General features: G+C 34.1%; 20 protein-coding genes and 2 tRNA genes. 8 read left to right on the top strand and 14 right to left on the bottom strand.

Annotated elements, in window-relative coordinates:
- Nucleotides 1-17: 17 nt before the first annotated feature.
- Nucleotides 18-1,352 (bottom strand): cytochrome c3 family protein, encoded by a 1,335-nt coding sequence (locus ABTV69_RS07985; RefSeq protein ID WP_433835210.1) that lies wholly within the window; start codon nt 1,350-1,352, stop codon nt 18-20.
- 220 nt (nt 1,353-1,572) lie between these two features.
- Between ABTV69_RS07985 and ABTV69_RS07980 the strand changes: the two genes are divergently transcribed.
- A complete protein-coding gene (locus tag ABTV69_RS07980) occupies nt 1,573-1,962 on the top strand; it encodes an SPOR domain-containing protein (protein WP_433835208.1) in 390 nt (129 codons plus the stop codon).
- A 118-nt stretch (nt 1,963-2,080) separates the two neighbouring features.
- On the opposite strand, the gene ABTV69_RS07975 is transcribed toward ABTV69_RS07980, so the two are convergent.
- The 4 genes from ABTV69_RS07975 to rimP all read right to left on the bottom strand — a co-directional run bounded on the left by ABTV69_RS07975 (nt 2,081) and on the right by rimP (nt 7,415).
- Entirely contained in the window at nt 2,081-2,590 is a 510-nt protein-coding gene (locus tag ABTV69_RS07975; RefSeq protein ID WP_433835206.1) for a DUF4920 domain-containing protein, read from the bottom strand.
- 146 nt (nt 2,591-2,736) lie between these two features.
- Complete coding sequence (infB, locus tag ABTV69_RS07970) at nt 2,737-5,616, bottom strand: translation initiation factor IF-2 (RefSeq protein WP_433835204.1); 2,880 nt, start codon at nt 5,614-5,616, stop codon at nt 2,737-2,739.
- Nucleotides 5,617-5,677: 61 nt separating this feature from the next.
- Nucleotides 5,678-6,931 carry a transcription termination factor NusA gene (gene nusA, locus ABTV69_RS07965; protein WP_109191786.1) on the bottom strand — a complete coding sequence of 418 codons (1,254 nt, stop codon included), beginning with the start codon at nt 6,929-6,931 and terminating at the stop codon, nt 5,678-5,680.
- A gap of 19 nt (nt 6,932-6,950) precedes the next feature.
- The gene (gene rimP, locus ABTV69_RS07960) at nt 6,951-7,415 is read right to left on the bottom strand and encodes a ribosome assembly cofactor RimP (protein WP_433835201.1); all 465 of its coding nucleotides are present in this window, start codon (nt 7,413-7,415) and stop codon (nt 6,951-6,953) included.
- Between the two features lie 175 nt (nt 7,416-7,590).
- Here rimP and ABTV69_RS07955 point away from each other — a divergent pair, with 175 nt between their 5' ends.
- The 3 genes from ABTV69_RS07955 to ABTV69_RS07945 all read left to right on the top strand — a co-directional run bounded on the left by ABTV69_RS07955 (nt 7,591) and on the right by ABTV69_RS07945 (nt 10,872).
- On the top strand, nt 7,591-8,415 hold the full coding sequence (locus ABTV69_RS07955; protein WP_433835199.1) for a universal stress protein: 825 nt from the start codon (nt 7,591-7,593) through the stop codon (nt 8,413-8,415).
- Between the two features lie 165 nt (nt 8,416-8,580).
- Nucleotides 8,581-10,002 carry an aldehyde dehydrogenase family protein gene (locus ABTV69_RS07950; RefSeq protein ID WP_433835197.1) on the top strand — a complete coding sequence of 474 codons (1,422 nt, stop codon included), beginning with the start codon at nt 8,581-8,583 and terminating at the stop codon, nt 10,000-10,002.
- Between the two features lie 63 nt (nt 10,003-10,065).
- Complete coding sequence (locus ABTV69_RS07945) at nt 10,066-10,872, top strand: helix-turn-helix domain-containing protein (RefSeq protein ID WP_433835195.1); 807 nt, start codon at nt 10,066-10,068, stop codon at nt 10,870-10,872.
- A gap of 59 nt (nt 10,873-10,931) precedes the next feature.
- On the opposite strand, the gene ABTV69_RS07940 is transcribed toward ABTV69_RS07945, so the two are convergent.
- Together ABTV69_RS07940 and ABTV69_RS07935 are read right to left on the bottom strand one after the other, a co-directional pair.
- Nucleotides 10,932-11,002, bottom strand: a tRNA-Gln gene (locus ABTV69_RS07940).
- 109 nt (nt 11,003-11,111) lie between these two features.
- A tRNA-Gln gene (locus ABTV69_RS07935) sits at nt 11,112-11,182 on the bottom strand.
- 245 nt (nt 11,183-11,427) lie between these two features.
- On the opposite strand from ABTV69_RS07935, the gene ABTV69_RS07930 reads away from it, so the two are divergent.
- Together ABTV69_RS07930 and ABTV69_RS07925 are read left to right on the top strand one after the other, a co-directional pair.
- Nucleotides 11,428-14,706, top strand: a complete 3,279-nt coding sequence (locus ABTV69_RS07930) for a glycosyltransferase family 117 protein (protein ID WP_433835193.1) — start codon at nt 11,428-11,430, stop codon at nt 14,704-14,706.
- Between the two features lie 103 nt (nt 14,707-14,809).
- Nucleotides 14,810-15,451: a polysaccharide deacetylase family protein gene (locus ABTV69_RS07925; RefSeq protein WP_290965332.1), complete on the top strand. Its 642-nt coding sequence runs from the start codon at nt 14,810-14,812 to the stop codon at nt 15,449-15,451.
- A 23-nt stretch (nt 15,452-15,474) separates the two neighbouring features.
- On the opposite strand, the gene ABTV69_RS07920 is transcribed toward ABTV69_RS07925, so the two are convergent.
- The 6 genes from ABTV69_RS07920 to ABTV69_RS07895 all read right to left on the bottom strand — a co-directional run bounded on the left by ABTV69_RS07920 (nt 15,475) and on the right by ABTV69_RS07895 (nt 19,970).
- On the bottom strand, nt 15,475-15,777 hold the full coding sequence (locus ABTV69_RS07920) for a thioredoxin family protein (protein ID WP_059117840.1): 303 nt from the start codon (nt 15,775-15,777) through the stop codon (nt 15,475-15,477).
- Between the two features lie 73 nt (nt 15,778-15,850).
- The gene (locus tag ABTV69_RS07915) at nt 15,851-17,086 is read right to left on the bottom strand and encodes a metallophosphoesterase (protein WP_433835190.1); all 1,236 of its coding nucleotides are present in this window, start codon (nt 17,084-17,086) and stop codon (nt 15,851-15,853) included.
- A 162-nt stretch (nt 17,087-17,248) separates the two neighbouring features.
- Nucleotides 17,249-17,437, bottom strand: coding sequence for a hypothetical protein (locus ABTV69_RS07910; protein WP_433835188.1), 189 nt, complete (start codon nt 17,435-17,437; stop codon nt 17,249-17,251).
- 104 nt (nt 17,438-17,541) lie between these two features.
- The gene (locus ABTV69_RS07905) at nt 17,542-18,870 is read right to left on the bottom strand and encodes a sensor histidine kinase (protein WP_433835186.1); all 1,329 of its coding nucleotides are present in this window, start codon (nt 18,868-18,870) and stop codon (nt 17,542-17,544) included.
- Between the two features lie 10 nt (nt 18,871-18,880).
- Nucleotides 18,881-19,555 (bottom strand): response regulator transcription factor, encoded by a 675-nt coding sequence (locus tag ABTV69_RS07900; RefSeq protein ID WP_433835184.1) that lies wholly within the window; start codon nt 19,553-19,555, stop codon nt 18,881-18,883.
- Between the two features lie 187 nt (nt 19,556-19,742).
- Nucleotides 19,743-19,970, bottom strand: a complete 228-nt coding sequence (locus ABTV69_RS07895) for a hypothetical protein (RefSeq protein WP_433835182.1) — start codon at nt 19,968-19,970, stop codon at nt 19,743-19,745.
- A gap of 303 nt (nt 19,971-20,273) precedes the next feature.
- Here ABTV69_RS07895 and polA point away from each other — a divergent pair, with 303 nt between their 5' ends.
- Both polA and ABTV69_RS07885 read left to right on the top strand, forming a co-directional pair.
- Nucleotides 20,274-23,108 (top strand): DNA polymerase I, encoded by a 2,835-nt coding sequence (gene polA, locus ABTV69_RS07890; protein ID WP_433835180.1) that lies wholly within the window; start codon nt 20,274-20,276, stop codon nt 23,106-23,108.
- A gap of 98 nt (nt 23,109-23,206) precedes the next feature.
- Nucleotides 23,207-24,325: a hypothetical protein gene (locus ABTV69_RS07885; RefSeq protein ID WP_433835178.1), complete on the top strand. Its 1,119-nt coding sequence runs from the start codon at nt 23,207-23,209 to the stop codon at nt 24,323-24,325.
- A gap of 33 nt (nt 24,326-24,358) precedes the next feature.
- Here the strand turns inward: ABTV69_RS07885 and ABTV69_RS07880 are convergent, their stop codons facing one another.
- Entirely contained in the window at nt 24,359-25,384 is a 1,026-nt protein-coding gene (locus ABTV69_RS07880) for a LacI family DNA-binding transcriptional regulator (RefSeq protein ID WP_433835176.1), read from the bottom strand.
- Nucleotides 25,385-25,508 lie beyond the last annotated feature (124 nt).

Genomic DNA, 25,508 nt, shown 5'->3' with positions numbered 1-25,508 from the left:
AAATCTTAATAAATCGATTAATAGTGGCATTTACCACACTCTAAAGCTCCCATTTGCGCTGCAGTTAATTTCTCTACACCGTATTTTTTAGAAAGCTCAGCATGAATTTTGTCATAGTAAGCATTACCTTCCATCTTAACATCAGTTTTTCTATGGCAATCAACACACCATCCCATTGTTAATTTAGAATATTGCTTCATGATTTCAAATTCTTGTACTGGTCCGTGACAAGTTTGACATTCAATACCTGCAACAGAAACGTGTTGAGAGTGGTTGAAGTAAACGAAGTCAGGCAAGTTATGAATACGAACCCATTTTACAGGCTGTGTTTTTCCAGTATAAGCTTGTTTAGTCTTATCCCATCCAACAGCATCATATAATTTTTGGATTTGAGCATCGTAGAATGCTTTGCTGTACTCAGGAGTAGCAGTTGTTTCAGCAACCTCAGAAATGTTTTTATGACAGTTCATACAAACATTCAATGAAGGAATACCAGCTGTTTTACTTACACGAGCAGCAGAGTGGCAATATTTACAATTGATTTCGTTATCACCAGCATGAATTTTGTGAGAGTAGTGAATTGGCTGAATTGGCTCATAATTCTGATCTACACCTACTTGCATTAAGTATCCATATACAAAATAACCACTAGCCAAAAGCAAGAAGATTGCAGTTACCAAAACCAAGAATTGGTTTTTAGCGAAAGCTTTCCAGATTGGAAGCCTTGCTTCTTTTGGAGCAACTTCAATACCGTTTTTGTTTGCAACTTTAGTTAAAACCTTGTTCACCATAAACAACATCACAACTAAAATAGCCATCACAAGAGCAAGAGCCCCTAAAATAATGTTATTTGAAATAGCACCACTTTCTACGTTAGTCCCCGGAGGCGTAGCAGCACCTCCTGCAGCCGCAGCTGGCTCAGCCTTAGGCTCAGAAGTATAAGCTATAATATTATCAATATCCCCTTCAGACAATTGAGGAAACGAAGTCATAACAGCTTTGTTATTTTCCTCAAAAAGTTTAACAGCAACAGGATCGCCTGACTTAATCATGTCAGAACTGTTATGCACCCACTTGTAAATCCAAGCCATATCATGCTTACCAGCAACTCCCCTTAAAGCAGGACCAGTTGATTTAGCATCTAATTTGTGACATGCAGCGCAATTTGCATTAAAAAGTTCTTTCCCTTTTACTGGATCACCACCACCAGCAGCTGGAGCAGCCGCAGCAGCCTCAGGCGCAGCCGGAGCAGCAGCATCTTGAGCAAATGAAGTTAGGGAGAAAATTAACGTTAGCGATAAGCCAAACAGCAATTTTCTTGAGATCGAATTATGGTTACCCACCTTTTTCATATAGTATAAATAATTGTCTACTAATTTTTGGTATGATTTTTTCTGTACTAAATGCACTAAAAACCTATACCCTCTTTTAAAACTTGCACAAAAATACGACTTATGTGCTATTCTCAAAACCTTAAAATAGTCTTAATTATCAATTTATATCAATTCTAAATAATATTAAAATTTCACACTCAAACTTTAAATAGTATTTTTGCATAAAAACCATCACATTATGAGAATTTTAAGTCCTTCAAAAAACCTTTTCTTAACAATTACAACGATTGCTTTTGCACGCAATATTAATGCTCAAGACCAAAATTTAACATTGAATCAAGATCCTAAATTTGAGCAATTGCTGAATGAGAAGCGTAAAATTAACACGTCAATAAATACAAACGATACTTACAGAATCCAAATCTTTAGCGGGAAAAGTGACGAGGCAAAAAAAACGTTATCGGATTTTAAAAGAGAAAATTCAGACATTGACGGAACCATTATTTTTAGCACTCCTAATTACAAAGTAATTGTTGGAAATTTCAAAACTAGAATAGAAGCCGAAAGAAACTTAGCAGAAATCAAAAAAAGATACAAAAGCGTTTTTTTACTTAAACCAGGAAAATGATCTATTCAGAAGACAAAAAAAGGCGAGATTTTCATCTCGCCTTTTTTTTGTCTTTTTTAACATTTTATCTCAAAAAATTAGACATTAATCAGAAATCAAAAATAGCTTATTTTAAACTTTAGTTTACAACTTTTATTCCACTAGCCACGAAACGAATTTCTTCTTTAGGCGCTTTAATAGCATCAATTTCTACCTTTGATTTCTTCGCATCTTTTGCATAATGCTTTAACTCTTCTACAGAGGTAATCTCCCTCTTCGCACTCCCTTCTAAAACCACATTTTTACCTTTTAAAGCAGTTGGCACAAAAAAAGCATAATCTTTCATTTTAACAAAGAAAGATACGCCATTCTCTGTCTTAACACTGACCCAACAACCTCTTTTTGGACAAACATCTGTAACTTCCCCTCTAACAGCAACACTTTCTATCTTATTTACACCCTGCAGATCTTTCTGCAATTGACCCACTGAAATTGCTTTACTTACTAAAGCATTCGAAACATCTTCTCCAAAATAATCGCCAACCAAAGCGTTACCTGCTGGCGGAGCTGGTTTTTCTACTGCTTCTTGAGCAAAAGTCAAAGCAGAAAAACACATAAATAAAATCATCGAGTAAAATCTTTTTTCCATATTTCTTTATTTTTATCCAACACATTAAAATTTAAAAGCTAAAGTACATATTTACATCGTATCTTTCCTGATTAATTTTTAAATCAAAATTCCGCAAACAAAAAAGTCCCAATTTGCATTGGGACTTCTTATTATATCATTGAATATTATTTCAATTTCTTTTTAATCGCTACTTCGTGGTAAGCTTCAATAACATCATTAATTTCGATATCATTAAATCCTTTAATCTGGATACCACAATCGTAACCTTTAGTCACTTCTTTAACATCATCTTTGAAACGCTTTAAAGCAACTAGCTCACCTGTATGAACTACAACTCCATCTCTAATAACTCTAATTTTAGAAGTTCTTAAGATTTTACCATCTGTCACCATACATCCAGCAATTGAACCTACTTTAGAAATTTTGAATATCTCACGAATTTCAGCATTTCCTAAAACTTCTTCTTTCATCTCTGGCGCAAGCATTCCTTCCATCGCATCTTTCAAGTCATCGATAGCAGCATAGATAATTGAGTAGTAACGGATATCTATTTCTTCTTTATCAGCAAGCTGTCTCGCATTTCCAGCAGGACGAACGTTAAATCCAATAATGATCGCATCTGATGCAGAAGCCAAGTTAACATCGGTTTCTGTAATTGCACCAACTCCTTTATGGATAATATTGATCTGAACTTCTTCTGTAGAAAGTTTAGAGAACGAATCTGATAATGCTTCAACAGAACCATCCACGTCCCCTTTAAGGATTACATTCAATTCCTTAAACTGACCAAGAGCGATACGACGTCCAATTTCATCAAGCGTAATATGTCTTTGTGTACGAACTGATTGTTCACGCATTAATTGAGAACGTTTCGATGCAATTTGTTTTGCTTCTTTTTCGTCTTCGAATACATTAAACTTATCACCCGCTGTTGGCGCTCCATCTAAACCTAAAACAGATACCGGAGTTGAAGGACCCGCTGATAATACCGTGTGCCCTCTTTCATCATGCATTGCCTTAACTTTTCCATGGTGTTTTCCAGCCAACATATAATCTCCAATTTTCAAAGTACCTTGTTGTACTAAAATTGTAGATACATATCCTTTTCCTTTATCTAAGTACGCCTCAACTACAGTTCCTTGAGCTGCTTTGTTTGGATTTGCTTTTAAATCTAAGATTTCAGCTTCCAATAAAACTTTCTCTAGCAATTCTTTTACACCTGTACCAACTTTAGCAGAAATATCATGCGACTGAATTTTTCCACCCCAATCTTCAACAAGCAAATTCATACCAGCCAAACGCTCTTTAATTTTATCAACATTAGCATTTGGTTTATCAATTTTATTGATTGCAAAAATAATTGGCACTCCCGCAGCCTGTGCGTGAGAAATTGCCTCTTTTGTTTGCGGCATGATATCATCATCGGCCGCAACCACAATAATAGCAATATCTGTAACTTGAGCTCCACGCGCACGCATCGCGGTAAACGCCTCGTGACCCGGAGTATCTAAGAATGCTATTTTTTGTCCGTTATCTAAAGTAACTCCATACGCTCCAATGTGCTGTGTAATACCTCCTGACTCACCAGCAATTACATTTTCTTTACGAATATAATCCAGTAAAGATGTTTTACCGTGGTCAACGTGCCCCATTACAGTCACAATTGGCGCTCTTGTTACTAAATCTTCTTCTTTATCTTCTACAACTTCTATTGCTTCCTCAATATCTACCGTAATGAATTCAACATCGTAACCAAATTCATCTGCCACAATAGTCAGTGTTTCAGCATCTAGACGCTGATTCATAGTAACCATGATACCAAGAGACATACAAGTTCCGATTACTTTAGTAATCGGCACATCCATCATAATTGCAATTTCGCCTACAGTAACGAATTCTGTAACCTTAATAGTTTTACTTCCTTCGTCAAGAGCTCTTTGCTCATCATCAGATTTCTGACGGTGCGTTTCTCTTTTATCTCTTCTATATTTAGCCGCCTTAGATTTCCCTCCTTTACCTTGAAGTTTTTCAAGAGTTTCTCTAATTTGGTTTTTTACTTCTTCTTCTGTTGGCTCAACTTTAGCCACAATTGCAGGACGATTCCCTTTTACAAAACCTGGTCTTTGACTTCTGTTAGCATTGAAACCTCCGCCATTATTATTTTGACCTGGTTTATTATTTGGATTTGGCGTTCCAGGCGCATTTCCTGTAGCAGGTTTTGGCGCACCAGGCGTACCTGGTTTTGGACCAATTCTTTTACGCTTATTTTTATTATTTGCGTTGTTGTTATTACCAACTCCAGGAGCTCCAGGCTTATTCTGAGCCGCTTTAGGATCTTCTTTCTTTTTCTTAGGCTTATTAAATTGAGACAAATCAATTGTCTGACCTGTAAGAGTTGTTCCTGTAAGCTTTTGATATTGAGTCGTAATAGTTTCCTCTGAAGTTGTTGGATCAGTAGACACGATAGGCTCTTGAGCAACTTTAGATTCTGCTTTAACTTCTTTTTTCTCAGTAATAATAGGTTCTTCTTTTTTTGTTTCAGAAACAGGAGTTGAAGCAACTGGTTCAGATTTTACTGTTTCGTTTTGAACAGGTTTTTCTGGTTGCGCAGGCGCAACAACAGCTTTTGGCTCTTCAACCTTAGCTGGTTCCTCAGAAGGAGTAACGGCAGGTTTTTTAGGATTCAAGTCAATTTTACCAACTTGTACAGGTCCCGAAACAACGGCTCTTGCTTTAATTATTTCTTGCTGTTTTTGACGCTCTTCTTCTTGTCTGCGTTTGTCTTCAATTTCTTTCTCACGCTCTACACGCAATGCTTCTTTTTCCTTTCTTTTTTCTTCTCCAACCTCTTTAGAAGCCTCCTTATTCCCCTTATCGCCCGCAAATTGGCTTTGAAGGATATTAAATTCACTATCAGAAATTTTTGCATTAGGATTTGCATCAATAGCAATTCCCTTATCTTTTAGATAATCTACAGCTCTTTCTAACGAAATATTTAATTCCCTTAAAACCTTGTTTATTCTTATTACTCTCTCTTCAGACATATAACCTTTTTATTATTACCTTTTTCGTTGTGTGTTGTTAGAGCAGATGGTCAGCTATTGGCTAGCTATCAAACTCTTCTTTTAGTATTTTCATAACATCTAGAATTGTTTCCTCTTCTAAGTCTGTTCTTCTTACTAAATCTTCTACGTCATGTTTTAAGATACTTTTCGCAGTATCTAAACCTATTTTTGCAAATTCTTCAATTACCCACTCTTCAATTTCATCTGAAAACTCTGTTAATTCAACATCGTCTTCATCTGCAACTGTTCCCGCAACATCTCCTTCACGGATAACATCCAATTCATAACCTGTCAATTGACCTGCTAATTTAATATTGTGACCGCCTCTACCAATTGCTTTAGAAACTTCTTCCAATTTCAAGAAAACTTCAGCACGCTTATTATCTTCATCAATTTTGATAGAAGAAACTTTTGCAGGGCTTAAAGCTCTTGTAATAAATAATTGAATATTGTTTGTATAATTGATAACATCAATATTTTCATTTCCAAGCTCACGAACAATCCCATGAATACGAGAACCTTTCATTCCCACACAAGCTCCAACTGGATCAATTCTATCATCGTAAGAATCAACAGCCACTTTTGCTTTTTCTCCAGGAATACGAACTACGTTTTTCACTGTAATTAATCCGTCGAAAACTTCTGGAATTTCTTGCTCAAATAATTTCTCTAAGAACTTTTCTGAAGTTCTAGACATAATAATTTGAGGTTTGTTTCCTTTTAGTTCAACGCTTTCAATAATTCCACGAACGTTATCTCCTTTACGGAAAAAGTCAGATGGAATTTGTTTTTCTTTTGGAAGCACAATTTCGTTTCCTTCATCATCAACTAAGATAACTACTCTTGGACGCACGTGGTGTACTTCGGCTGTATAAATATCACCGATAATATCTTTAAATTGCTTGTAAAGATTTGTATTATCGTGTTCGTGAATTTTAGATATTAGATTCTGACGTAGCGCTAAAATAGCTCTTCTTCCTAAATCAATCAATTTTACTTCTTCAGAAACTTCTTCACCAATTTCAAAATCCGCTTCGATCTTTCTTGCTTCAGTCAATGTAATTTCCTCATTTTCAAAATCAAGATCCTCATCGGCAACAATTACTCTTCTTCTCCAGATTTCCATATCACCTTTATCAGGATTGATAATGATATCGAAATTTTCATCTGAACCGTATTTTTTCTTTAATGCATTTCTAAATACGTCCTCTAAAATTGCCATAAGCGTTACACGATCAATAAGTTTATTATCTTTAAACTCTGAGAATGAATCGATTAATGCTAAATTTTCCATGCGAATTTTTTAATTAAAATTAAAATGTTACCGTAACAACTGCCTCTTTAATTTCTGTATAAGGTATTTGTTGCTCTTTTTGAACTGTTTCTTTTCCTTTTCCTACTTTTTTCGGTTCTCTTGCTTTCCAAGACAAAATTATAAAAACATCGTTAGCTTCAACCAATTCTGCTTCAATTTTTTCCGTATTTGTGGTAACAATCAACGTCCTACCAACATTTTTTTTGTATTGTCTTACCATTTTCAGAGGTGTCCCTACTCCAACTGATGCTACTTCAAGCGAAAAATCCTGCTCTTCACGATCCAGATTATTTTCGATTGCACGACTGACATCAATACAATCTTGCAGCGCCACTCCATTATCTCCGTCTAAACCAACACTAATTTTAAAAGAATCCGAAACAGCCAAATCAACCAAAAAGATTGATGGTTTTTCCAGAAGAGCTTCCGTAATTAATCCGTTTACTTTTTCTTTAAATGTCATAATTTTATAAAAAGAGGGGACACTTAGTCCCCTCATTATTTAGATTTTAATAAATAACAGTGCAAATATAGTGTTTTTTTTATAAATCAAATAAATTGATTGCTCTAAAATAATTTCTTATCTTTATAATAGCATTAAAACACAGAATCATTCATAATTTTTAACCCTCAAAATCATGAAACGAATTTTAGTACCTACCGACTTCTCCGAACACGCAGAAGACGCTCTAAAAGTTGCTGCTCAAATTGCCAAAAAAAACAATTCTGAACTCATTTTACTTCATATGCTCGAATTGCCACAGCAATCAAACGACGCTATAATGGGTGGAACAAGCATTCCCGAAACCATGCTTTTCATGAAAAAAGCCAACGAAACACTCGACGAAGTTGCCTCCAGAAACTACCTAGAAGGAATTCCGGTAACCGAAATTGTAAAAATGGACAAACCGATACACGGAATTACTCAAATAAGCAAAGATTACGACATTGACTTAATTATTATGGGATCTCATGGCTCTTCTGGAGTTGAAGAATTATTAATAGGATCTAATACAGAAAAAGTAGTTAGAAACTCCGAAATACCCGTTTTAGTTATCAAGAAAAACATTCCAAACTTTAACGCAACCGATATTGTTTTTGCTTCTGACTTTTCGGAAGAAGCAAAAAAACCATTCGAAAAACTTTTAAATTTCACCAAACTATTCGATTCAAAATTACACCTCGTTACTATCTGCACACCAAACAGCTTTAAACCAACTCATGTGAGCGAAAAAGCAATGGCCGATTTTGTAGCTGAATTTGATATTACCAATTATACTACTCAAATCTATAATGACACCAATATCGAAAAAGGAATTATTAATTTTTCTAACCGAATAGACGCAGATTTAATTGGAATGTGCACACATGGAAGAACTGGTTTTGCACACTTTTTCAACGGAAGCATTAGCGAAGGCCTGGTTAACCATGCTGTAAAACCCGTCATCACTTTAAAAATCTAACTCTAATTCCACAATACTTTCAAAAAGCTTCTCAAACGAGAAGCTTTTTTTTAGCAAAACAAAAAAAGTGAGCTTCTCAACAAAGTTTAACTGAGCTTAACAACAAAGCCGCCAGCATATATAATGCGGAAATTTGTCAAATAGAAATTCATTAAAAACAACAACATGAAGACAATAGACAAAATTTACATTAACGGCGAATTTGCAACTCCTCAAGGAACAGAACACTTCGATCTTATTAGTCCAACAACAAATGAAAAGCTAGGAAAAGTTCGTTTAGGAAATACCGAAGACACTCAAAACGCAATCGAAGCAGCAAAAAATGCTTTTAAAACTTTTTCAAAAACAACACCTTCAGAAAGAATTCAATATCTTAAAAACATCAAATCTTCTGTCGAAAAAAGAAAAAACGACTTTATCAATGTAATGACAGAAGAATACGGAGGTACATTGCAATTTGCAACCGTAAGCTACGAATACATGATAAAAGGATTTGATTCAGCAATTAACTTATTAAACAGCTATGATTTCATTAAAACAATGGGACAATCTGAAGTTCAAATGACTCCAATTGGCGTTGTCGGAATCATAATTCCATGGAATTCCAGCAATGGTTTTATTGCCAGCAAATTAGCAACAGTGATTGTAGCAGGCTGCACAACTGTTATAAAACCAAGCGAAATGAGCGCACAACAAACACAATTAATGACGGAATGCTTACACGACGCACAACTTCCAAAAGGGATAGTGAATATTGTAAACGGATTGGGAGAAGTCGTTGGTGCAGAAATCAGTCGAAATCCAGACATTTCCAAAGTTTCTTTTACAGGATCTACCAACGTTGGGAAAATTATTGCTAAAGAAGCAGTCAACACAATGAAAAGAGTCACTCTTGAACTTGGCGGAAAATCTCCAAATATCATTTTGGATGATGCTGATTTCTCAAAAGCCATTCCGCTTGCAATGGCCGCAGCATTTATGAACAACGGACAAGCCTGTATCGCCGGAACCAGATTATTGATTCCAGAAAACAAATTAGAAGAAACAAAACTCCTAATTAAAGAAACAGCCTCTAATCTTGTCGTTGGCGATCCTAAAAATTCCAATACCGCTATTGGACCTATGGTTAGCACTAAACAATACAATCGCGTCCAAGATTATATTCAAGCCGGAATTAGCGAAGGCGCAGAAATATTAACTGGCGGACTAGGAAAACCTGAAGGATTAGAAAATGGAAATTTCGTCAAACCAACTATTTTTATCAACGTAAACAATCAGATGCGTATTGCAAGAGAAGAAATATTCGGCCCCGTCTTATCTGTCATAACTTATAAAACCGAAGAAGAAGCCATTGAAATCGCTAATGACACCACTTACGGACTGCAAGCCTATGTAAGTTCATCAAATTCTGAAAGAGCGCACGATGTCGCTTCACAACTTAATGCAGGGCGTGTTCAGATAAACGGAATCAGCCACGACCCAATGGCACCTTTCGGCGGATTTAAACAATCTGGAATTGGTCGCGAATTTGGAACAATTGGACTTGAAGCTTATTTAGAGCCCAGAGCATTAATCCAACAAAAATAATCTTGTTCGATCTGGAAATCTTTACAAGCAAAGATTTCCAGATCTTTTAGTATTTTTACAATTATGAGCACTAAATCAAATACAAAGCCTAAAATTCTCTACTCGTGTTATTATTCACGCAGTCGTGAAGGCGAGCATTTTATACCCGAACATGTTTTTAGCTATCAAATTTCAGGCGAAATGATTGCTTCAGATGGCAAAAGCACTTTTATCACCAAACCTGGAGATTTTCGTTTTAGCAGAAGAAATCATTTAGCAAAATTTACTAAAATTCCTCCAGAAGGAGGCGAATTCAAAACTATTTCTCTTTTTCTTGATCAGGAAATCTTAAGAGAAATCAGCAAAGAATACAATTTAAAATCGGATAAAAAATCAGACTCAGAAGCTATGTTTACATTAGCTCCTAACCCACTTTACAAATCCTTCATGGAATCACTGCTTTCTTATCTTGAAGTCGAACAAGAAAACAATGAAGCTTTATTCAATTTAAAAATTAAAGAAGCTATTCACCTTTTATTAAAAGCAAACCCAGAATTAAAAGATATTTTATTTGACTTTAACGAACCTGGCAAAATCGACTTGGAAGCTTTTATGAATAAAAATTTCCACTTCAACGTTCAAATGCATCGATTTGCTTATCTCACCGGAAGAAGCTTGGCTACCTTTAAAAGAGATTTTCAAAAAGTATTTCAGCAAGCACCTGGAAAATGGCTTTTAAACAAAAGACTTCAGGAAGCTTATTATTTAATTAGCCAAGGAAATTCTCCTTCAGACGTATATATTGGAGTTGGCTTTGAAGATCTATCGCATTTTTCATTTTCGTTTAAAAAGAAATTCGGAATTGTTCCATCTTCTTTAAATCACAAGTAAAAAACACAACTTAAATTTACACCATAAAAAAAAGCCTCTCATTTCTGAGAGGCTTTCTGTTGGTCTACTAGGACTCGAACCTAGAAAGACGGCACCAAAAACCGTAGTGTTACCATTACACCATAGACCAGCAGTGCGGTTAAGCGGGTGCAAAATTAAAACTTTATTTAATTTATGCAAATTTTAATCGAAACTTTTTTAAATAAAAAAAAGTCTCTCATTTCTGAGAGACTTTTCTGTTGGTCTACTAGGACTCGAACCTAGAAAGACGGCACCAAAAACCGTAGTGTTACCATTACACCATAGACCAGCAGTGCTATTAGCGAGTGCAAATTTAAGTCTTTATTTAGTTTATCCAAACTTTTTGAGCAAAAAAATTCGTTTTTTTCAATTTTTTTTAGTCCAAAACTCCCAACAGCAACAGAATCTCCTCATAAACAACACATTGCCATCTAGGCATAGTTTTATAGAATTTTTTGTTAATGCTCGTTTCTTTACATAAAAAAACATTTTCTTTGTAGGATAGAAAAACATTCAAATTTTTAACACCTAAATATGGCACAATTCAATTTCAATAAATGGAATACAATTATTGGTTGGTTTGCATTTGCAATCGCTTTAATAACTTATACATTAACAGTTGAACCTACAATGAGCTTTTGGGATTGCGGAGAATATATTGCTACCGCAGCCAAACTTGAAGTAGGCCACCCACCGGGAGCTCCGCTTTTCCAGATGATGGGTGCATTTTTTGCCATGTTTGCAATAGATGCTCAGCATGTAGCAGTAATGGTTAACATGATGTCTGTTTTCTCTAGTGCATTTACCATATTATTTATGTTCTGGTCATCGTCTATGATTTTGAAAAAAATCGTAGGTCGTTTTACAGAAATCGACCAAAACAACTCAATTGTTATTTTAGGAAGTTCTTTTGTAGGTGCTTTAGCTTACACATTTTCTGATAGTTTTTGGTTTAATGCAGTAGAAGCCGAAGTTTATGCAATGGCCTCTTTATTAATTGCATTGCTTTTTTGGCTTGGTTTACGTTGGGAACAAGACATGGATAAACCAAAAGGAAACAAATGGCTTTTAATTATTTCGTTGGTTGTTGGTCTTTCGTTTGGAGTTCACTTCATGGCTCTTTTAACTATTCCATCTATTGGATTCTTATACTATTTCAAACACTACGAAAAAGTTACAATCAAAAATTTCATTATTGCTAACATTGTAGTTATTGGAATTTTATTGTTCATTTTCAAATTATTGCTACCTCTTACGATGGCATTTTTCGGAAAAACCGAAATTTTCATGGTAAACAGCATGGGACTTCCATTCAACTCAGGAACTATCTTTGTAGCATTACTATTTATCGCCTTTTTCTATTTTGGACTAAAATACACCAAACAAAAAGGTTTTATATTCTACAACACTATTATATTGTGCATTTTATTCATCTTGATTGGTTTCTCAACTTGGTTAATGCTTCCTGTTCGTGCAAATGCCAATACCGTTATTAACGAAAATAAACCATCGGATGCTACTGAGGTTTTGGCTTACTACAATCGTGAACAATATGGCGTGAATCCTTTGTTTTATGGACCTCAATACACGGAACTTTTTGCTGGTCTTGATGCTAAAACCCCTTATTTAGATAAAAAACCAAACTACGAGAGAGATTACAAAACAGGTAAATACATTATTACCAATAATTATAAGAATGCAGAACAAAATTCTGACGACAACCAGAAAGCAATTTTGCCTAGAATGTGGAGCACGGAAACTGGCCATATCCAAAACTATATCAACTTTACAAATCCTCCGAAGTTCAGAATCAATCCTAATTACAACTATGATGATGATTTGGCAAAATACGGAATCGACGCTAGCCAATTAAGTGAGGATGAATACAATAAAGCTACAGCTCAATTGCGTAACGAAGTTGAGAAAACAGTTTCTGAATTCAGAAAAGCTTATGCTCAAAAACAAATTGACAACGAAGGCTATGTAAAATTCTTAAGAAGTTACGGCGAATATTTACTTATCGAAAAACCTTCTACAGCAGACAATTTTAGTTTTATGTTCGAATATCAATTCGGATACATGTACTGGAGATATTTAATGTGGAATTTTGTTGGACGACAAAATGATGTTCAAGGTAAATATGATAATCTGGACGGAAACTGGATTAGCGGTATCAAACCTTTAGATTCTGTTCACTTAGGCTCTCAAGACAATTTGCCTACTGATGTATTGAATAATAAAGGACGTAATGCTTATTATTTCATTCCGTTTATTTTAGGATTAATTGGTATAATGTACCACGCCAATAAAGATTTGAAGAGTTTCTATGTTCTTTTGGCTTTATTTTTATTTACAGGAATTGCACTAAAAATATATTTGAACGAAAGGCCTTTTGAACCACGTGAAAGAGATTATGCCCTTGTTGGTTCATTCTATGTCTTTGCCATCTGGATCGGATTTGGTGTTTATTCGCTCTATGAAAGCCTGCAGAAATACTTGGCTCCAAAAATTGCCGGACCAGTGCTTATAGCCGGAAGTTTGTTGGCCGCGCCTGTTTTAATGGCCGCTCAAAACTGGGACGATCACGACAGATCAGGAAGATACACAGCAGTTGCAATGGCAAAAGCTTATTTGAGTTCTTGCGATAAAGATGCTATATTATTCACGATTGGAGATAATGATACCTTCCCGCTTTGGTATGCCCAAGAAATTGAGCACTTTAGAACCGATGTGAAGATCGTAAATACGAGTTTATTTATGACAGATTGGTACATCGATCAAATGAAAGCGAAATCTTATGAATCTAATCCGTTACCAATTTCTTTTGTACACAGCCAATATGTGGGAGATAATTTGGACTATACAGCTTATATTCAAAAAATTGACACTCGTTGGAATATTAAAGATTTTATCGATTTCATTAAAAACCCTAAATCGACTGTTGGATTGCAAAACGGACAAACTATCCATTTCTACCCGACAAATAAGATTAGAGTAAACGTAGACAAAAATCTTATTATCCAAAATAAAGTTGTTAACCCTAAATACTACGATTCTATTGTTCCTTATTTAGATATTGACATCAAAGGAAGCGCATTATATAAAAACCGTTTAATGATGCTTGATATCTTGGCAAACAACAACTGGAAAAGACCAATCTACTTTAGCGGTGGAGCTTTTGATGATGAAGATTATTTATGGTTAAAAGATTATCTGCAACTAGACGGAATGGTTTACAAATTGGTTCCAATTAAAAATGCTCCTTCTAAAGATGGAGGGCCATTAGATATGGGGCAAATCGATTCTGATAAAATGTACGATATCGTAATGAAATGGGATTGGGGGAACAGCGATGGAAATATCTATCACGATCCTGAAACTAGAAGAAACAGCATCACATACCGTACAAATCTTTCTAGATTAATGAACCAGCTTATTGAAGAAGGTAAAATTGACAAAGCTAAAAATGTAATTAATTTAGCGATGACCAAAATGCCTTTAGATAAATTTGGATATTATTCTTTAGTTGAAGCTTTTGGCGATGGTTATTATAAAGTTGGAGAAAAAGCTAAAGCACAAGATCTTTTAAACAAATTGGTTCAGAAATATAAAGAGAATTTAAACTATTACAGCACATTGCCTCCTGGTGACCAAACAGATCTTGCAGTAGATATTATTACTGATATTGAACGCTACAGAAGCTTGCTGCACGTAATGGAAGCAAATAAAGACACTGCTTTTTACAACCAGCATAAAACTACGTTTAATACTTACGTAAATGTTTTTGAGCGTTTTGGACGTGAAAAAGAATAAATAAAATATACGAAAATCTTACTTATTAAAAAAATGCAGCGCTGTTTGATAAATAGCGCTGCATTTTTTAATTTTATACATATAATACAATTTTAATTCAAACATGAGCTTCTATTGGGTAAAAACTAACGCATTTATCAAAAAGGTATTTTCTAAATATTGCTGGGACATTCCTAACAACGAAAAGAAAATATACCTCACTTTTGACGATGGCCCAACTCCAGAAATTACAGACTGGGTTTTATCTGAATTAAAAAAATTTGATGCAAAAGCAACTTTCTTCTGCATTGGAAAAAACATTAAAGCAAACCTCGCTTTATTTGAAAAGCTAATTACCGACGGACATTCTATAGGAAACCATACCATGAACCATGTTAATGGATGGAAAAGTCATACCAATGAATACATCGAAAATGTGCAAAACTGTGCTGCTATCTTGGACGAACAGGAAAAAGCTCCTCACCGTTTGTTATTTCGTCCTCCTTACGGAAAAATCAAAAAAGCACAGTCCAAAATCCTTAGAAGTTTAGGCTATAAAATTGTAATGTGGGATGTTTTAAGTGCAGATTTTGATCAAAGCATTACGCCAGAAAAATGTCTTGAAAACGTGACAAAAAATGTAAAATCAGGTAGCGTAATTGTATTTCATGACAGCATCAAGGCTTCTCCAAACTTAAGATTTGCCTTGCCTAGAACACTGCATTTTTTAAAAGAAAATGGATATAAATTTGACATTATACATTAAATAACATCAAAAAAGAAGTTATTTTAAACGCTAAATTGTTCCTGAACAATTCCGATTATAGTATTGGCATCAAGCTCTCCAGACTGCCTCCAGATCATTTGTCCTTCTTTGTAAATCATTAAAGTTGGAAGTCCTTTAATACGAAGTGCTTCTGCTAGTTCCTGATTTTTATCTACGTCTATTTTGATTACTTTGGCTTTATCGCCAAGCGCAGCAGCTACGTCCTTAATAACAGGATGCATAGAAACTGAAGATTCATTCCAATCTGTGTAAAAGTCAATTAACACTGGAACTTGAGCATTTATTAATTCTCCAAATTTTGACATAAAACCAAAAATTTAAGTTTTTTAAATCTCTTAAAAGAAATAAATATTATACAAATGTAGCATTTTTAACGAATTAAGCGACATTACGGCCTTTTTTTAGTTCAATTACTGTTATTTCAGGCATAATTCCAACTCGTCCAGGATAAGCATGAAAACCAAACCCGCGGTTAACATAAACGTATCTTCCGACGTTTTCGTACAATCCTGCCCACTGTTTATAAATATATTGCGCCAAACTCCATTTAAAATATCCTGGAATTTCAATTCCGAATTGCATACCGTGTGTATGGCCTGCAAATGTCAGATGAAAATTCTTTGGATGGTCTTTAATTTCCGCTTCCCAATGGCTTGGATCATGGCTCATTAAAATTTTAAAATCGTCTTGATGCACATTTTCAGAAGCTTTATTTAAATCGCCTGCTTTCTTAAAATTCACACCCCAATTTTCTACACCAATCAAAGCAATTTTATCATCGCCTTTTTGGATATAAGTATGTTCATTCAGCATCAAGTTAAATCCAATTTGACTGTACAAGTTTTTAATTTGCTGAAAATTTTCATCTTTTTCTTTCTCAGAAGGCCATGCTACATATTCTCCATAATCATGATTTCCTAAAACAGCAAACTTCCCATATTTATAATTTTTTATCCGATTGAATGTTTCCAACCAAGGATGCATTTCTTTAGCGTGCGTATTTACAATATCTCCCGTAAACAAAATCAAATCGGCTTCCTGTGCATTAATTAAATCAATTGCGTAATTAATCTTCTCTGGATTGTCAAAACTTCCGCTATGAACATCTGAAATCTGCGTAATTTTAAATCCGTCGAAAGCATCTGGAAGATCTGGAAAAAATACAGTTTGCTTGATTACTTTGAAATTATATTTTCCTTCAAAAATCCCGTAAATGATAGACAGAAATGGAATCGCTGCCAATCCTAAAGCAATCTGGCTCACAAATTTTCTTCTGTCAGGCATCATTTCTTTTCGCGGCGTATTGTAAACAAAATAATTCAGAATACTAGCTCCTATTCTAATAATATCTTCGCCAAACATGATTAAGGTAAGCACAATTTTTGGCACATACACCGTAAGCATCAAGCCTGTAGTAAACATAAATTGTCTAGTTTGACCAACTGATCGGTCAACCTGCGAAAAAGAATAAATAATAAAGATTAAAACCAGCAAGCTTATAACTTGGTAACTAATCAAAACCCAACGTGTTTTAATTAATGTTCGAAAAGCCTGATAAGAATAGAACTCAATAAATAATAAAAGAGCGCATAATATTATAAAACGAAAGATCATTTAATTTATAGTTTTAAACAAAGTAACAAAGAATGAAAATTCTATTTCTTTTTATTATAAAAAATTTAACGCTGTTAAAATAAAAAAGCTGAAAGAATGGCTTCCTTCAGCTTTAACCTACCAACCTTTAAAACTATTTAATCTTAAGACTTAAAATCTCGTTTATTTTGCTTTTGGAGCTTCTGGTTTTGCAGCTTCTGCTTTTTTCTCACCTTTAGCTTTTTTGTCTGCTTTTTTATCGTGTTTTTCAGTTTTTGTTTCTTTTTTTGCTGGCGCTGGAGTTGTTGTTTGTGCGTTTACCATTGCAAATGTTCCTAAAACTGCTACTGCTAAAATTGCTAATTTTTTCATGACTTTAAATTTTTATGATTGTTATTTTCATTATTTATAAGTCAAAGATATAATCGCAAAATGAAGATAAAATGAAGAAAAAGTCTTACAGGAAATTTTAACTTTTAATTGGCTTTTTCAAACAATAATGTAAAAGTAGTTCCTTGATTTAAAGCCGATTTAACCTTGATTTGAATATGATGAAAAGAAGCAATACTTTGTGCAATGGCAAGCCCTAGCCCCTGTCCTTCTTGGTCTGAACTGATTCTAGCAAAACGGCTGAATATTTTCTCGAGCTGCGATTCATCCATTCCTATTCCTGAATCTTTTACCGAAATAAAATAATATTCGTTGGTAAAACCGTCTTCTATAATTATTCCGCCTTTAGGCTTATTATATTTTATAGCATTCGTTACGAGATTATATATAAGAATATGAACCAAGGTTTTATTTCCTATAAAAACAAAATCGTTCTCCATTTCATTTGTAAACTGAATATCTCTATCCTCAATTCGGTCCTGCAGATCTTCTTGCAAATCAGAAACGATTTCTCGAAGATTGATTTCTTCATTTGCTTCGTATTGATTATTATCTATCCTGGAAATCAGCAATAAATTATTAATGATTTTTTTCAGCATATCTAAGGTCTTCAATGAACCTGCAATTTTGTCAACCGCATGATCATCCAAAGATTCATTTTGCAACAAGTTTTCAAGCTTGTTTTTAAGAAGTGCTATTGGCGTTAAAAGTTCATGGGAAACATTAGAAATAAACTGTTTTTCTTTTTTAAAAACTTCAGTAATTCGATCCATCATTTGATTGAGAACAAAATCCAATTCTCTAAAGTCTCTTGAAGTCGCTTTTATCGGCGTATGATCAAATGTTTCTGGCTCGTTTACACGCCTTATTTTGGTATCGATAATTTTGTAAAATGGTTTTAAAAGATATTCAATATAAAAAGTATCCGCCAAAAAGGTCATGAAAAGAATGACCACAAAAACAATTATAATAAACAGTTTAATTACAAAAGTCAAATCGTTAACCTCGCTTAAACTACTGCCTATCTCAAGCTGGTAATCTTGCCCTTCGTAGGTAAAATGATGCTGCAAGATTCGATACTCGCTTTCTTCTCCTTCAATTTTTCTATATTCGTTACTGAATGTTGTTTTTTTCTGATGTGGTTTTATAGTTGCTCGAGACAACACCAAAAACTCACTGTGAAGTGTCGAAAACTCAGAAAAAGTATCGGTTGAATCGTCTGGATTTTCTATAAAATCATTTATTTCCTCTTTATTCAAATGCTCAATAAACTTCTTCTTTTTTTCTAATAAAGTGTTATTGATATGATGATACACAACATTTTCAACCAAAATAGGAAGCATTAGCCATAAAATCAAAATGACCAGTAATCTGGTTAATGCGTTAAAAATGGCTAATTGGTGTTTTATTTTCACGAGAATCGTTTTATTCGTTTATACGATAGCCCACATTTCGAACAGTTTCAAACCAATCTATAGCGGTATGCTTGTCTAGTTTTTTTCTGAGATTACGAACATGCACATCTATAAAATTAGAATCTGAATTGACTTCTAGAATATCTCCCCAAATATGCTCTGTCAATTGCAATCTCGTGATAACTCGGTTTTTATTTAAGACTAAATACTGAAAAATATCAAATTCTTTTTTGGTAAGATTGATAGGCTGATCACTAAAACTCACTCTGTAATCTTGCAATTGCAGTAAAAAACCGTGAATGCTTAAATTGTTAAGAGTAAATCCATGAATTCTACGAACTACAGCAAATATTCTTGCTGCCAATTCTGTCAAAGCAAAAGGTTTAGTCAGATAATCGTCAGCTCCAAGATGAAGTCCGTTTATCCTGTCATCCAATTCTCCTCTGGCAGTAAGCACGATTACTGCGATTTTTGATTTTGTTTTTCTAATTGCCTGCAAAACTTCAAAACCATCGCCGTCTGGCAATCCAAGATCCAGAAGCATAACATCATAATCATTACTTCCAAATTCTTCTAGAGCATCGGCGCAATTATTTGCACTTTTACAAATGTAACCTGCGTTGCATAAAAAGTCATACACTTCTACCGCCAGTTCTTTATTATCTTCAACAATTAAAACATTCATAAACTCAGCTTTTAAGCGCAATTAAAATTAGTGAATTATCAAAAATTGTGTAGCGCATTATTAAAAAATTAACGAATGTAAAAAAGCCGACAAATTTCTTCATCAGCCTTTTTCAATCGCATTCTCATAATCATTATTCCTGTTTTGCCTTCGTTACAATGCTTCGAAAACAAAACGAGAGCAATACTTAATTTTTTGCTTTTGCAGTTTCTGGTTTAGCAGCTTCTGATTTCATAGCAGCTGGTTTAGCAGCTTCCGTTTTTGCTGTTTTTACTTTTTTATCAGATTTGTGTTTAGGATGTTTAGTTGCTTTTACTTCTTTAGTTGGAGCTTCTTTTCCATCTTTTGCAGGAAATGCGTGAACCATTGCACTTGTTCCTAAAACTGCCACTAGTAACATTAATAAATTTCTCATGATTTCTAAGATTTAAGAATTAATAACCTTTTATTTTACAGATCAAAATTACCTCCTCAAAATGAAGCCAAAATGAAGAAATCACGGAATAAAAAATTTTAACTTGATATTAACTCTTCTCTTGTTTTCAACCATATAAGTTATATAATTTCATTTAATTAAACGACACAGATCTAGACGCACTGCAGTGCGCCTGTACTAAAATGAACTTATATAACTTATAGGGTTCAAAAAATTAATTTTCGGAAACCAAATCGTTTTTTAAAAGCCAATTGTTTATTTTTACAGACTAATATTTTTAATATGTCAACTCAAAAACGCCTTTTTCTTCTAGATGCTTATGCACTAATTTTTCGCGGGTATTATGCCTTTATAAAAAACCCGAGAATCAACTCAAAAGGAATGGATACATCTGCAATTATGGGTTTTATGAACTCGCTTTTGGATGTTATTAAAAGAGAAAAACCAGATCATTTGGCAGTAGCTTTCGACAAAGGCGGAAGTCATGTAAGATCTGAAATGTTTGTTGAATACAAAGCAAACCGTGATGCTACACCAGAAGCAATTAAAATTGCTGTTCCGTATATTCAGGAATTATTACGTGCCATGCATATTCCGATTATTGAGCTTGAAGGCTGTGAGGCCGATGACTTAATTGGAACTATTGCAAAACAAGCCGAAAAACAGAACTACAAAGTTTTTATGGTAACTCCAGATAAGGATTTTGCACAATTGGTTTCTGAAAATATTTTCATGTACAAACCAGCCCGTATGGGTAACGGAATCGAAATTTGGGGTGTTCCTGAAGTTTTAGCAAAATTTGAAATTGAAAGACCAGAACAAGTAATTGATTTTCTTGGAATGATGGGCGACGCGATTGATAATATTCCAGGATTGCCAGGTGTTGGAGAAGTAACTGCTAAAAAGTTCCTGAAAGAATTTGGAACAATGGAAAACCTTTTAGAAAATACGCATTTACTAAAAGGCAAAATGAAAGAAAACATTGAAGCGAATAAAGACAAAGGTATTCTTTCTAAAAAACTCGCAGCAATTATTACAGATTGCGATGTTACTTTTAATGAAGAAGATTACGAACTTTCTCGTCCAGATATTGAAAAAACAGATGCTATTTTTCAAGAATTGGAATTCAGAAGAATGGCTGAGCAGTTTGACAATTTATTCAAAACTGATGGAACACAGACTGCAACTCCAGATGCCAATGCTAAACCTGCTAAAAAAGCTGCCGCTAAAAACGAAGACCAATTTGATCTTTTTGGAGGTGCTGACTCAGATGAAGACACAGACGCAAGAACTTCTTTTTATAGTACTTTAGAAAATACAGAACATTCGTACCAAACTATTCAAGGCGATTTAGGAATTAAATTGCTTTTGCAAAATTTACAAAAACAGCCAGCAGTCTGTTTTGATACCGAAACAACAGGAATTGATGCGCTGCATGCAGAATTGGTCGGAATGTCTTTCTCTTACGAAAAAGGAAAAGCCTTTTATGTTCCGTTTCCGGAAAATCAAGAAGAAGCAAAAGCTTTAATTGAAAAATTTGTTCCGTTTTTTGAAAATGAAAACATTGAAAAAATCGGACAAAACTTAAAATATGATTTAAAAATCCTTTCTAATTATGGTGTTACTGTAAAAGGAAAACTGTTTGATACGATGATCGCACATTATCTGATTAATCCAGATATGCGTCATAATATGGATATTTTGGCAGAAACGTATTTAAAATATTCTCCAAAATCTATTGAAACTTTAATTGGTAAAAAAGGGAAAAATCAGCTGAATATGCGCGATGTTCCTTTAGAAGATATTAAAGAATATGCTGCCGAAGATGCTGATGTTACTTTACAGCTAAAAGAAATCTTTACGACACAATTAGACAAAACGGGCACTAAAAAGTTATTTGACGACATCGAAATTCCGTTAGTAAGCGTTTTGGCTGATATGGAAATGGAAGGTATCCGTTTAGATGTTGATTTCTTAAAAGCAATGTCAACAGAAATGGATGTCGAAATCAAATCTTTAGAACAAAAAATCTACGAAACTGCTGGAGAGAAATTTAATCTAGCTTCTCCAAAGCAATTAGGAGATATTTTATTCGAAAAACTTAAAATTGGCGGAGCAAAACAAAAGAAAACCAAAACGGGCCAATATGCAACCGGCGAAGAAGTTTTGACTTATTTGGCTAATGATAACCCAATTGTAAAAGATATTTTGGACTGGCGCCAAATGGTAAAACTTCAAAGTACTTATATTTTGGCTTTACCAGAACAAGTTGACAAGAAGACATTACGCGTTCATACCGATTATATGCAGGCGGTTGCGGCAACTGGTCGTTTGAGTTCTAATAATCCGAACTTGCAGAATATTCCAATTCGTACCGAAAGAGGACGTCAGATTCGTAAAGCTTTTGTCGCGCGCGATGAAAATTACACTTTAATCTCTGCCGATTACTCTCAAATTGAATTGCGAATTATTGCCGCTTTAAGTGGTGAAGAAAATATGATTGCGGCTTTCCAAAACGGAGAAGATATTCACAGAGCAACCGCAGCAAAAGTATTTGATGTTGCGCTTGAAGAAGTTTCTCGCGAACAAAGAAGCAATGCCAAAACTGTAAACTTCGGAATTATCTACGGTGTTTCTGCTTTTGGTTTGAGTAATCAAACTTCACTTTCTAGAAGCGAAAGCGCCGCTTTGATAGATGCTTACTACAAAACATATCCACGTCTTAAATCGTACATTTCAGAACAAATTGAGTTTGCTCGCGAAAAAGGTTATGTACAGACGATTTTAGGCCGTCGCCGTTATTTAAAAGATATTAACTCTGCCAATGCTGTTGTAAGAAGTGCTGCCGAACGAAATGCCGTAAATGCGCCAATTCAAGGAAGTGCTGCCGATGTAATTAAGATTGCGATGATCAACATTCATAAAAAACTTCGTGACGAAAACTGGAAATCTAAAATGTTGCTTCAAGTACATGATGAGCTTGTGTTCGATGTTCACAACGATGAACTCGAAAAAATCCAACCTATGATCAAACACGAAATGGAAAATGCATTTAAAATGTCGGTTCCTTTAGAGGTTGAAATTGGTCTTGGTAAAGATTGGTTAGAAGCGCACTAAAAATTAAATTATTATATTCCAAAAGCCATTCAAGTTGAATGGCTTTTTTTACATTTATAATTACTTTAAAGATCTTTAAAATTTAAAAAGAAAGCAAAATGAAAAAATATTTTTTGCACCTATTTCTACTTTATTCAGCGATTATGTTTTGCCAAAATAAAACTTATTACCTGGAAGGAACTTTAGGCAAAAGCATCATTTTTATGACGCTTCAGGTTTACAAATCAAATAACGAAACCAGTTTAAGTGCCATTTATTTCTACAAGAATTCATTAAAAGACATTAAACTTGAAGCTAAATTAACAGACAGCAATACTTATACTTTCTATTTTAAACCTGGAGATGCTATTACCGAAAAATTTTATCTGAAAAAATCAGGCAGTAATTTCAATGGCTTTTGGTATGACGCCAAAGACAAACAATTAGCCGTTCATCTTGAACCTATAAATTTTGACAATTACAAATCGAATATCAAAATTAGATTTGATGATGAAAAACTAAACTTGGTAAAATATAAATTTCTCGAATTTAAAAAACAGAAAACTACACTTTACAACAACAAAGAATTTGTTTGGTATTCTGAAAAACATTGTACGTCAGATTTCTTTAGATTAGGAGCTAATTTTTCTGAGAAAAACAAAAGCTTGATTAATCCGATTTTAGAGCAAATTCATATCGAGAATACTTTAAGTCAGCTTAATTGTTCTTCGAGTTTTGAATATAGCAATGGTCAGGGAATAGAAAGCAACACTACAATAAATTATTTAAACACAAATTTATTAGGCTTTCAAATTTCTGATTCTTGGTATTGTGGAGGCGCGCATCCAGATTTTGGAAGCAGCGGTTATTTGATAGATTTAAACAACGGAAAACAATATGGAATTGATGATATTCTTGCTTTTGACAAAAGTGTAACTGGAGATAGCGAAAATAATTTTGATGCTTATTCTAAATACCGAAGTGATTATTTTGCGCCTAAATTACTTGCTGTAATTAATTCGCAGGAACATTTTGAAAAGCCAAAAAATGAAGATGATGGTTGCGATTACACTAATGAAGAATATTGGGATTTTCCATCTTGGAATTATACAGAAAAAGGAATTGAATTTACTCCTATCTTTTACCGAGCAGCAAGGAATTGTGAAGAATCTTTTCTCGTCCCGTTTGAGAAATTGAAAAAATATAAGAATCCAAAATTCCCTTATGAGCTTAAATAAAAAAATCCCTTCTTAATGAAGGGATTTTTAGTTTTATTTTTTTCGAGTTGATTCTCTTTCTTTCAATTTTGTCTTGATTACGATTGTTTCGTATTCAGAAACCGTTCCTTCTGGCTCTTCTAATCTTTCGATTAATCTTTTTGCCGCTACTTCTCCAATTTCAACTCCATGCTGACTTACTGTTGTCAAACTTGGTGATAAACGTCTTGAAGCCAAAATACCATCAGCAAAACCAATAATAGAAATATCTTCTGGAACTCTATACCCTTTTTTCAAACTTACCCTTAAAGCGGCAACCGAATCATTTTCGTCCAAAGCAAAAATTCCGTCAATTTTATTGTCAAAAATTGAATCAATTTTAGCTTTCATGTCCTCTTCAGAATCAGTACGAAGAATAATTTTTTCGTTTACCGGAATATTATTGTCCGCTAACGCTTTCAAATATCCATCGGCTCTCAATTTTCCAACACTTAAATTATCTACAGACGAAATTAAAGCAATGTTTTTGCATCCTAAATTAATTAAATGCTGCGTTGAGTTTAATGCCGAATCAAAATCATCTACCACAACTTTATCACAATCAACTTCATCTGCAATACGATCAAACATTACAATTGGTGTTCCGTCGTTAATTATTTCAGAAAAATGATTGTAATCTTGAAGTTTTTGAGCTTCTTGAGAAACCGAAAGGATAAATCCGTCAATAGTTCCGTTGCTCAACATTTCAAGCGTATGAATTTCTTTTTCTAAAGATTCGTTAGAGATACAGGTAATTACATTATATCCTTTTTTATCGGCAACTTTCTCAATACCGCTAAAAACTTTCGCGAAGAAAGAATTTAAAATATTAGGAATAATTACCCCGATCGTTTTTGTCTTACGATTCTTAAGATTCAAACCAATAACATTCGGCTTATAATTTTTGAGTTTGGCATACTCTTTAATCTTCACCTTGGTTTGTTCACTAATTTCTGGGCTGTCATTCAACGCTTTAGATACAGTCGAAACAGAAACGCCCAGTTCCTTCGCAATTTGTTTTAGAGTTGCTTTAGCTTTCATCCAATTGAATTTTATGTAATTAATACAAATATAGTAGAATTACCGAAAATAAAACAAAAAGAAGCTATTAGTATTTAAAAATATAAGTCTTTTCGAAATAATAATAAATTAAACCACTATTTCA

The organism is Flavobacterium anhuiense (genome assembly GCF_050990855.1).
Lineage (GTDB): Bacteria > Bacteroidota > Bacteroidia > Flavobacteriales > Flavobacteriaceae > Flavobacterium > Flavobacterium anhuiense_C.
Note: the sequence above shows the minus strand (reverse complement) of the source record. Positions and strands in the feature narration are given on the sequence as shown.

Coding starts and splice junctions, on each gene's coding strand:
- ABTV69_RS07985 (WP_433835210.1), bottom strand. CDS start 1,352: ATGAAAAAGGTGGGTAACCATAATTCGATCTCAAGAAAATTGCTGTTT.
- ABTV69_RS07980 (WP_433835208.1), top strand. CDS start 1,573: ATGAGAATTTTAAGTCCTTCAAAAAACCTTTTCTTAACAATTACAACG.
- ABTV69_RS07975 (WP_433835206.1), bottom strand. CDS start 2,590: ATGGAAAAAAGATTTTACTCGATGATTTTATTTATGTGTTTTTCTGCT.
- infB (WP_433835204.1), bottom strand. CDS start 5,616: ATGTCTGAAGAGAGAGTAATAAGAATAAACAAGGTTTTAAGGGAATTA.
- nusA (WP_109191786.1), bottom strand. CDS start 6,931: ATGGAAAATTTAGCATTAATCGATTCATTCTCAGAGTTTAAAGATAAT.
- rimP (WP_433835201.1), bottom strand. CDS start 7,415: ATGACATTTAAAGAAAAAGTAAACGGATTAATTACGGAAGCTCTTCTG.
- ABTV69_RS07955 (WP_433835199.1), top strand. CDS start 7,591: ATGAAACGAATTTTAGTACCTACCGACTTCTCCGAACACGCAGAAGAC.
- ABTV69_RS07950 (WP_433835197.1), top strand. CDS start 8,581: ATGAAGACAATAGACAAAATTTACATTAACGGCGAATTTGCAACTCCT.
- ABTV69_RS07945 (WP_433835195.1), top strand. CDS start 10,066: ATGAGCACTAAATCAAATACAAAGCCTAAAATTCTCTACTCGTGTTAT.
- ABTV69_RS07930 (WP_433835193.1), top strand. CDS start 11,428: ATGGCACAATTCAATTTCAATAAATGGAATACAATTATTGGTTGGTTT.
- ABTV69_RS07925 (WP_290965332.1), top strand. CDS start 14,810: ATGAGCTTCTATTGGGTAAAAACTAACGCATTTATCAAAAAGGTATTT.
- ABTV69_RS07920 (WP_059117840.1), bottom strand. CDS start 15,777: ATGTCAAAATTTGGAGAATTAATAAATGCTCAAGTTCCAGTGTTAATT.
- ABTV69_RS07915 (WP_433835190.1), bottom strand. CDS start 17,086: ATGATCTTTCGTTTTATAATATTATGCGCTCTTTTATTATTTATTGAG.
- ABTV69_RS07910 (WP_433835188.1), bottom strand. CDS start 17,437: ATGAAAAAATTAGCAATTTTAGCAGTAGCAGTTTTAGGAACATTTGCA.
- ABTV69_RS07900 (WP_433835184.1), bottom strand. CDS start 19,555: ATGAATGTTTTAATTGTTGAAGATAATAAAGAACTGGCGGTAGAAGTG.
- ABTV69_RS07895 (WP_433835182.1), bottom strand. CDS start 19,970: ATGAGAAATTTATTAATGTTACTAGTGGCAGTTTTAGGAACAAGTGCA.
- polA (WP_433835180.1), top strand. CDS start 20,274: ATGTCAACTCAAAAACGCCTTTTTCTTCTAGATGCTTATGCACTAATT.
- ABTV69_RS07885 (WP_433835178.1), top strand. CDS start 23,207: ATGAAAAAATATTTTTTGCACCTATTTCTACTTTATTCAGCGATTATG.
- ABTV69_RS07880 (WP_433835176.1), bottom strand. CDS start 25,384: ATGAAAGCTAAAGCAACTCTAAAACAAATTGCGAAGGAACTGGGCGTT.